Annotated in this window: 7 protein-coding genes; 5 read left to right on the top strand and 2 right to left on the bottom strand. The window is 63.1% G+C overall.

What is annotated here, in order from left to right:
* The first annotated feature begins 388 nt into the window (after positions 1-388).
* Complete coding sequence (locus tag HP499_RS16895; protein ID WP_172325373.1) at positions 389-601, top strand: hypothetical protein; 213 nt, start codon at positions 389-391, stop codon at positions 599-601.
* 39 nt (positions 602-640) lie between these two features.
* Here the strand turns inward: HP499_RS16895 and HP499_RS16900 are convergent, their stop codons facing one another.
* The gene (locus tag HP499_RS16900) at positions 641-3,019 is read right to left on the bottom strand and encodes an alpha-L-rhamnosidase (protein ID WP_253951651.1); all 2,379 of its coding nucleotides are present in this window, start codon (positions 3,017-3,019) and stop codon (positions 641-643) included.
* A gap of 109 nt (positions 3,020-3,128) precedes the next feature.
* Between HP499_RS16900 and HP499_RS16905 the strand changes: the two genes are divergently transcribed.
* Positions 3,129-3,776: a TetR/AcrR family transcriptional regulator gene (locus tag HP499_RS16905; protein ID WP_309138411.1), complete on the top strand. Its 648-nt coding sequence runs from the start codon at positions 3,129-3,131 to the stop codon at positions 3,774-3,776.
* Here HP499_RS16905 and HP499_RS16910 read toward each other — a convergent pair.
* Positions 3,773-4,600, bottom strand: a complete 828-nt coding sequence (locus tag HP499_RS16910; protein WP_216660100.1) for an IclR family transcriptional regulator — start codon at positions 4,598-4,600, stop codon at positions 3,773-3,775. The genes HP499_RS16905 and HP499_RS16910 overlap by 4 nt on opposite strands.
* Before the next feature lie 233 nt (positions 4,601-4,833).
* Between HP499_RS16910 and HP499_RS16915 the strand changes: the two genes are divergently transcribed.
* The 3 genes from HP499_RS16915 to HP499_RS16925 all read left to right on the top strand — a co-directional run.
* Complete coding sequence (locus HP499_RS16915; protein WP_172325375.1) at positions 4,834-6,390, top strand: ABC transporter substrate-binding protein; 1,557 nt, start codon at positions 4,834-4,836, stop codon at positions 6,388-6,390.
* 51 nt (positions 6,391-6,441) lie between these two features.
* A complete protein-coding gene (locus HP499_RS16920) occupies positions 6,442-7,395 on the top strand; it encodes an ABC transporter permease (protein ID WP_172325376.1) in 954 nt (317 codons plus the stop codon).
* Positions 7,392-8,469: ABC transporter permease (locus HP499_RS16925; RefSeq protein WP_172325377.1), on the top strand; the 1,078-nt coding region annotated here is incomplete at its 3' end. The genes HP499_RS16920 and HP499_RS16925, both read left to right, overlap by 4 nt.

Raw genomic sequence — 8,469 nt, forward strand, 5'->3', positions numbered from 1 at the left:
TCCGGTATCGGGCCAACCTGATGGTGGTTGGAGGTGTTCAGTGCTTCGGACATAATGTCTCCTGATATTGATGATGCGCCGATGCGGGCGAAAGATGTGGGTGCTGCGCATGTCGGGTCTGCAGCGCTGCAGGGCTCGTCATGGGCTTACTGGAGGGCTCTCTGGGAAGGAAGGCCGGGCCTGGCCATAAAATATGCAGAAGATTCGGGGAGGGTCTGCTCTCCGGTTTGATCTCCGGGTTGCACTGACCTCGTGCGGTAAGTGCGATGGGTCAATGCTATGGATCACAACACCAGAGACCAACGGTCTATATTCGAATCGACGGTTAAGGCAACGCTTACGGAAGTGGCAGCTATCGGGATGCCAATGGTGACCGGCCGGACACGCCATGGCAATGGACGACGACGCTCTCGCTCACTTTGATTTGTCGCACGCACGGGCTAAATTCGTGGACGTCATCCAGAAGTGCGAGCGGGTTGCTGCCCTCGGCAACCCGCGGGGGCGCGGTGGGCCGCCGCCCACCGACCCGGTCATCACGCTCGACTGTCAGGGGGAGCAAGCGCTCGAAGCTTTAGATGTGGTCTGCAGCTCGGCAGAATGAGAAGGTGCTTTTTGCGTTTTGCAGCAGGGGAGCTTAAACCTAAGTCGACGCCTGTGGCGTGAAATCGTGGGAACCTGGACCTACACTGTGGCTTGTTCCGTCCGGCATCTTTACCGTCGCGTTCACGGACATCGGGATTTCCACGTGGAGCGTGAACTTTCCATGCTCGATGGTCCAGGCGCTGCTGATCCGGCCGTGGACGGTATCGACGGCGGCATTCGCCCAGGCGATGTCGCCCCCTGGCTGGGGGGCTATGGTTACCGTGCGGTAAGCGGCGTGTGCCTCGTCTGGATTCTCCGGAAGGCGGATACCAGCCACGTGGGTGTAGAGGAACGATCCCACTGCGCCTTTGCTGTAGTGGTTGAGGGATCCACGGGCACCACTGGTTGTCACTCCATCCCACCATTCCCACATGGTGGTGGCCCCGGCGTCGAGCATCCCCAGCCAGGAGGGTGAGCCGGTGGAAAGCAGGAGCTCGTAGGCAACGTCGGGATAACCGTGGTCGGCGAGCGTTGGCAGCAGGAGGCCTGTGGCGAGGAAGCCGGTGCCCAGCCGGTTTCCGTTGAGGCGGATGAGTTCAACGAGCCTGGCGGCAGTGAGGGGCGCAAGCTGGGGCGGTACGAGGCCGAAGGCCAGGGCTCGGACGTAGTGTCCTTGGGACTCTTCGCTCAACATGCCGGAGTCCTCGAGGTACTCTTCGCGCCAGGCCGCGAGGACGTCGGCGGCCAGCGCGCGGTAATGGTCAGCGGTCGGGAAATCACCGAGTACGCCGGCCGCTTTCGCCAGCAGGTCAGCAGACCGGTAGAGGTAGGCCGTAGCAACGATGCCATGATCCCGCGCGGGGTCCGGATTCGGTGGTGTGTCCGGTTCCAGCCACTCGCCAAAGTGGAAGCCGGTGTCCCACAGGTACTGCTCGTGGAGCAAGGGAGCGGGCCGTATGGCTGCCCGTTCAGGGTGGCGTCCGCAGGCTGCGGCTCTGGACGCGTAGTCAACCCATGAGCGCATGGCGCCGAAGGCCTCCCGCAGCGCCTGTCGGTCTCCATAGGCACGCCACAAGGACCATGGGACGAAGACGGCTGCGTCACCCCATCCGGCAGAGCCTGCAGCTAAATCTTCGAAGAAGTTGCCGGAGGGTCCGTCGCCGGCCGGATTCGGAACCACAGTGGGCACACGGCCGTCGGGCCACTGGTCCGCTGACAGATCCCGCATCCACTTTGCGCTGAATCCCGAGACATCGAACATGAGGGCGGCCGTATCCACAAAGACCTGCCAGTCACCGGTGAAGCCGGACCGTTCCCGTTGCGGGCAGTCAGTGGGCACGTCGCACGCGTTGCCGCGGAAACTCCAAAGTATGGCGTCGTGCAGGGCATTGAGACGGTTGTTGCTGCATTCGAAGGTGCCGGTGCGCTGGAGGTCGGAATGGACCACGACGGCGGTGAGGTCCTGGTGCGCGATGGCGCCGGCGTTGCCTTCAAGTTGTACGTAACGGAAGCCGTGGGTGGTGTGCCGCGGTTCAAAAACGTCACCTGCGCGGCCTGCTGAGATGATTTCGTCGATTTGGCCGGCGGGCAGGGAAGTTTTGCTGGCGAAGTCGAAGGCCCGGATGTTTTCCCGCGATACCAGGCCTGCGTCGTCCAGTATTTCGCCGTGCTTTAGCGTGATGCGTGTTCCGAGGGGCCCCAGCGCCCGCAGGCGAACCCAGCCGTTGATGTTCTGGCCGAAGTCAACCACGGTGATTCCTGACGCAGGAACAGCCACAGTGACGGGAACCAGCTCCGCGATGCGCCGCACAGGAGGGGCGATGGGCCGGATGAGCCGTTCCCGGTTGTCGTAAAACCCGCCCTGGCGGGGGACCACGGGAAGCCAGCCATCCGCCGTCGTGATTTCCTCCGCGGAGCCTAAGAGTCGGAAGTCGATGGTCTGGCCGTCCATGAGGTCGGCGCGGGTGATGTGGCTTTCGCGCGATTCCCAGTCAGCGCTTGTGGCGGCAAGGGTTCCCCGGGCAGACGTTACGGATGCGAGGAAGGCTGTGGCCGTGCCGAAGCCATCGGCCCGGCGTTCAAATCCATGCCTGCCGCGGAACCAGCCGTCGGAGAGTAATGCGGTGATGACGTTCCCGCCACTGACCAGTTGGTGGGTGATATCCCAGGACTGGACCTGCAGCCGCTTGCGGTAGGAGGTGAATCCTGGAGTCAGTTCCTCGTCCCCTGCACGAACACCGTTGACGAACAGCTCGTAAATGCCGTGGGCCGTGGCATGTGCTGTCGCCTCGCCGTCGTCCGGGCTCCACATGAAGTGGCTGCGCATCCAGTACGCAGGCCGTTTGCCGGGTTCGGCCGGTTGATCTTCTGCTGGAGAGATCCACGTTGCGGCGCTAAGTGCCGTCTGCAGCGACAGGGAAGATCGGTGGTCAGTCAAAAGAACTCCTCTGGGAAAGCCGGCATCGTCACCGCTTTTGCCAATGCTAGAACATAAAAACAACGTGTGCACTGTTTTTATTTGCTACAGCTATGCCTACGCTGGGAAGGTGCGAACACGTCGGAAAACAGGAAGCTATGAAGTTGGGCGTGCCAAGCGCGCCGAAATCCTGGATGCCGCAACCAGGCTTTTCGCCGCGTCCGGCTATCACAAGGTTTCCCTGTCCCAAGTGGCGGCGGACGTCGGCCTCAGTGAAAGCGGCCTCATGCATCACTTCCGTTCCAAGAAGCACCTCCTGCTCGGTGTTGCGGAGCAGCGGTTGGAGCGAACGGCAACGTGGTGGGGTTCGCGCCATGAAGGCAATGCCAAAGAGCCGGTCGCGCTGTTCAACAACATGGTGGACTCTACCCGTGAGCTGGTGGGGGAGCCGGGCCTTATTGAGCTTTTCGTGCTGATCTCTGCCGAGGCCGCGGACACCACTACGCCCGCGCACCAGCTGTATGCCTCATGGTACGAACGGGCTGTGCGTGAGACGGCCGGGCGGCTCGCCGAGGGCGTTGAGCGTGGCTATCTCCGGGCGGACACCAACCCGGCAGTATGCGCCCGGGAAATCATCGCCGTCAGCGACGGCCTGCAGTTGCAATATGTGTTGTCCGGGGGAACCCTGGACCTGGTGGAGGGTGTCCGGGACTACGCGCGTCGCCTGGCCCGGTCGCTCCTTGCCCCCGAACATCTGGACGCCGCTGAAGCGATCTAGCGCATCCGCACACTCTCGCTTGGCCCCGGGTTGAAGCCCAGGTTTCGCGATACCGCCCGGGCCGTCGCCTGAACAGCCGGCGCCAGGACGTTCGGAGGCGTAGCGCCATCAGGAACCACAATGGAGAGGGCCGCCACCACGGACCCTTCCGCGCCGTATATGGGTGAGGCGACCGATACGGTTTTTGAGGGTGCAGATCGCCGGATCATGGCCAGGCCCGTCCTGCGGACATCGGAGAGCGTGCGCCTCAGTTGGCCTTCCGGCATGGAATCCACTCCCACCTCGGCGTCGGGTGGCTGAGTGATCACTGACTCCTGGAAGTCTGCATCGGCACCGGACAGCAGGACCAGGCCCACCGCCGTCGACCTCAACGGCGCCCGCCCCCCGACGCGATAGGCGACCTCCGTGGCCTCCTTGGATGACAACCGCTCGATCAGCACGGCCTCATTTTTGTCCCGCACGGCAAGCAGCACATGATGGCGCGTCACTGCGAAGAGGTCCTCAAGGTAGGGCAGTGCGATCTCACGGACGCCGTGCCCGCGGGGCGAGAGCGATGCTACTTCCCACAACCTGACTCCAACAACGTAACGCCCGTCCTCCAAACGCTCCAAGGCTCCCCACGCAACAAGGCGCCCGATCAAGCGCAGGGCAGTGGGAGCCGGCATATCGGCCAGCCTCGCCATGTCCGACAACGTCAACGCACGACGCCGGTCGCTGAAGACGGCGAGAAGGCTCAGGGCGCGATCGATCACGGGTTCGCCCTGCTTGGGCCGCTTGCCGCGCTGCGGTTTTTCGATGCCGTTCCCATCGTTGGCCTGCGTCAACCTGAATCCTTTCAACGCCCTGAGTGATCTCCACCACAATACTGTTTCAACCAATGAAATACACATGGGGTGAAGCCCTGCCCTCAAAGGACTCTTGAAGAAGCCGGTTACCGGAAGCCATCTGACGAGAGGGCGCCGACGGATCGGCCCGGACAGGTCACAGCCGACCAAGTCCAGGCCACCGGTCCCACATCTCGACACACGATTCCATCACGAATGCGAAGGCGCAGCACATGAATCTCCTCACCTCACCTGCACGTCGGAGCGCGGCCGTCCTGGCCGGGGCGCTCCTCCTTGGGTCACTCACAGCCTGCGGTGGCGGTTCAGCTGCCACATCCAACGTGGACAAGAGCACGCTGACCATCGCAACCGACAGCGACAGTGCATCGTTCGGCTATGATCCCCTGCGGGTTTCGGACGCCCAGCGCCAGTTCTTCGAAGGCCTGTACGAGAACCTCATGACCCTCCAACCAGATGGCAGCGTTGGTCCCGGCCTTGCCAAGGAATTCAGCTACAACGCGGACAACACCGTCCTCACGTTGACCCTCAAGGAAGGCGTGACTTTCACTGACGGTTCCACCTTGGACGCAGCCTTGGTCAAGGCCAACCTGGACCGTCGCACCGACACTGCCCTCAGCGCCTACTCGGCCATAGCGAAGGGCGGTGCACAGGAAATTGCCTCCGTGGATGTTGTCAGCCCCACCCAAGTGGCCATAACGTTCGCAAAAGCCCAGCCGGGATTCGAAAAGAACCTCACCTCCACCTTGGGCATGATCGTAGGCAAGAAAGCCGTTACGGACACAGCCAGCCTGGCCACCACCCCGGACGGCTCCGGGCCCTACACCCTGGACAGCGCCACAACTGTGAAGGGCAACAAGTACGTCTTCACCAAGAACGACAAGAACGCTGACGCCTCCAAATACCCGTACAACAAGATCACCTTCAGCGTGATCATGGACCCCCAAGCCCGTGCCAACGCGCTGGTTTCGGGCCAGGCGGACGTCGCTTCGCTGACCTCTCCCACGGTTGACTTCGCCAAGTCCAAGGGGGTGGGAGTCTCCCAGATCGGCGGCACCGTCCAGACCATGATCTCCTTCGACAAGATCGGCAAGACCGCACCTGCATTCGCCAGCGAAAAGGTGCGCCAGGCCTTCCAGTACGCCATCAACCGCCAAGCTTTGGTGGACGCGCTCCACAAGGGCGACATTCCTGCATGGAACGCACTGCCCAAGGACTCTGCGGGATTCTCGGAAGGACTAAACAAGACCTACGCCTATGATCCCGCCAAGGCCAAGAGCCTCTTGGAGGAAGCCGGGTACGGCAGCGGCTTCGAGTTCACCATCATCGCCGGCCCCCAGACGCAAACGGACCTGCAGGCAGTACAGAAGGACCTGGCAGCCGTTGGAGTCACCATGAACGTCAAGCTGGCGGCCTCCACGGATGAAGCCTTCGCGGCAGTGGCTACAACCCCGCTGGGTTACGCCCCTTTGGGCTGGGACAACCCGGTTGGACTGATGTACGGAGCCGTCCTCAGTGGCTTCACCAACGTCCAGAAAGCGACGGATGATCAGCTGAATGCGGCAACGGCCGAGGCTGCGGCGGCGAAGGACGATGCTTCCAGGAAGGCCGCCCTGACCAAGCTCAACACCCGCCTGGTGGAGTCCGGTTGGATGATCCCGCTCTATGAATCCCTCACCAACCAGGGCTACAACACCAAGAAGGTCCAGCAGGTGAAGTTCGCCGGAAGCAACGTGTACCCGCTGCTGTCCTCGTACGCACCCACCAACTGATCCACCGATGACAGGGCGTCGGTTCCCAGGAACCGGCGCCCTGCCCGACCAATGGAGGTCACCATGGCAATGTTCGTCACCAAACGCCTGCTGATGGCGCTCACCACCGTGCTGGTGGTGGCGGTACTGGCGTTCTTGCTGGTCCACGCCATGCCAGGCAGCCCAGGCGCGGTGTCGCTGGGAGCTGGCGCTTCGCAGGAGGCCATCGACCAGTTGAACCAATCGCTCGGCTGGAACGATCCGCTGGTGGGCCAGTTCTTCCGCTGGCTCGGTGATGCCGTCCAGGGCAACCTCGGAAACTCCCTCATTGACGGCCGGTCCGTTAGTGCAGACCTGGCCAACAGGCTTCCGGTCACCGCTTCTCTCGCCGCCGGCGCCACCGTCCTCAGCGCAGTCTTCGGCATCGTCCTCGGCGTCACCGCAGCTGTTCGCGGTGGCCTCCTGGATCAGGTCATTGGAGGATTCGTCGGGCTCCTCGTCGCGCTGCCTGCGTTCTGGATCGGCGTCATCTTCGTTTACCTCTTCGCCGTCCAATCGTCCGTTTTCCCGGCCACCGGCTATGTCCCGTTCGACGTCTCACCGCAGGATTGGGCGATGTCCCTGGCCCTTCCCGTAATCACGCTCGCCGTTGGCGGCGCAGCGTTTATTGCCCGGCAGACCAGGGCTTCCATGCTCGAGGCGTTGCAGCAGGAGCACATCCGGACGCTCCGCGCCACAGCTACTCCCACATGGAAGATCCTCTATATCCACGCCCTGCGTTATGCGAGCTTGCCGATCGTGGCAAGCATCGCGCTGCAGTTCATCGGCCTTTTTGGCGGTTCCGTCATTGCCGAGCAACTATTCGCCATGCCGGGCCTTGGCCAAGCCGTCCAAACCTCCGTCAGCACCCACGACGCCCCGGCAGTCCAAGGCGTAGTGGTGATCGCCACGGTGGTTGTGGTCGCTGTGAACCTGGTGCTCGAAATCGCTACCAAATTCCTTGACCCGAAGTTGCGTGCCTCATGATTCCCACCCTTCCAGCAACAACGCCGGCAACACCCCCGGCATCCCCAGGCAGGACAGCCCTGGCCAAGCTTTCAGGGCACCGACTGCTCAGCTCCCCAGCGGGGATGGCCGGCACCCTCTGGCTGGCGGCGATGATCATCGCATCCCTGACGGCGCCCTGGTGGTTGCCCTTCAAAACCGAAGACCAGGACTTCACCGCCGTCCTGTCCGGACCGACCGCCGCGCACTGGCTTGGCACGGATGAACTGGGCCGGGACATCCTCAGCCGGATCTTCGCCTCAGCAGCCGAGACACTGGGGACCTCGTTCATCACGGTGTTGGTCGGCGTCGGGCTTGGGACCCTGATGGCACTGGCCGCGGCCAACAGCCTGCGGGCCGAAGGCGTCATCAGCCGGGTCACCGAGATCATGATGTCGTTGCCCGGAACGGTCATTATCCTGGCCGTCATTGGCGCCGTGGGCACCAACATCCCCCTGATCATGGCCATTCTGGGCGTTCTGATCTCAGCCGGCATTTACCGGGTGATGCTCGGCCAGGCAAAGTCCTTGCAAAACCAGCTCTACGTGGATGCGGCCAAGGTTGACGGCCTGAGCCCTGTTGCCATCAGCGCCCGCCACGTACTGCCCGGGCTGGCGACCACCGTCGTGGTGCAATCGGCACTGATCTTCGCAGTGGGCCTCCTGATCCAGGCCGGCCTCGCATTCATCGGCTTCGGTCCACCGCTGCCCCAGCCCAGCTGGGGCGGCATGATCCAGAGTGCCTCACAGCATGTTTACGACGCCCCATGGCTTATGGTTCCCACCGGCGTTGTGTTGGCCCTGACGGTTCTGTCGGCCAACGCGATCGGCAACGCCCTGGGCAAGGCCCCCAACGCCACAGCTTCGCACCTTCCCTCCGCCGCCATCCGGCGAAAGCGGGCCGCTCAGGCTGCCGCCGCAGCCGCGGCCGCCCCTGCTGTGCGCGACGCACCTGGGGCCGGCAAGCTGAGCGTCCGCGGACTCTCCGTAGGGGTCGACGGCGGCACTCCACTGGTCACGGACGTCTCCTTCGACGTCGAGCCGGGAACGGTCCTTG

The sequence above is a fragment of the Paenarthrobacter sp. CM16 genome, from assembly GCF_013179505.1.
Classification (GTDB): domain Bacteria; phylum Actinomycetota; class Actinomycetes; order Actinomycetales; family Micrococcaceae; genus Arthrobacter.

Coding starts and splice junctions, on each gene's coding strand:
- HP499_RS16915 (WP_172325375.1), top strand. CDS start 4,834: ATGAATCTCCTCACCTCACCTGCACGTCGGAGCGCGGCCGTCCTGGCC.
- HP499_RS16895 (WP_172325373.1), top strand. CDS start 389: ATGGCAATGGACGACGACGCTCTCGCTCACTTTGATTTGTCGCACGCA.
- HP499_RS16920 (WP_172325376.1), top strand. CDS start 6,442: ATGGAGGTCACCATGGCAATGTTCGTCACCAAACGCCTGCTGATGGCG.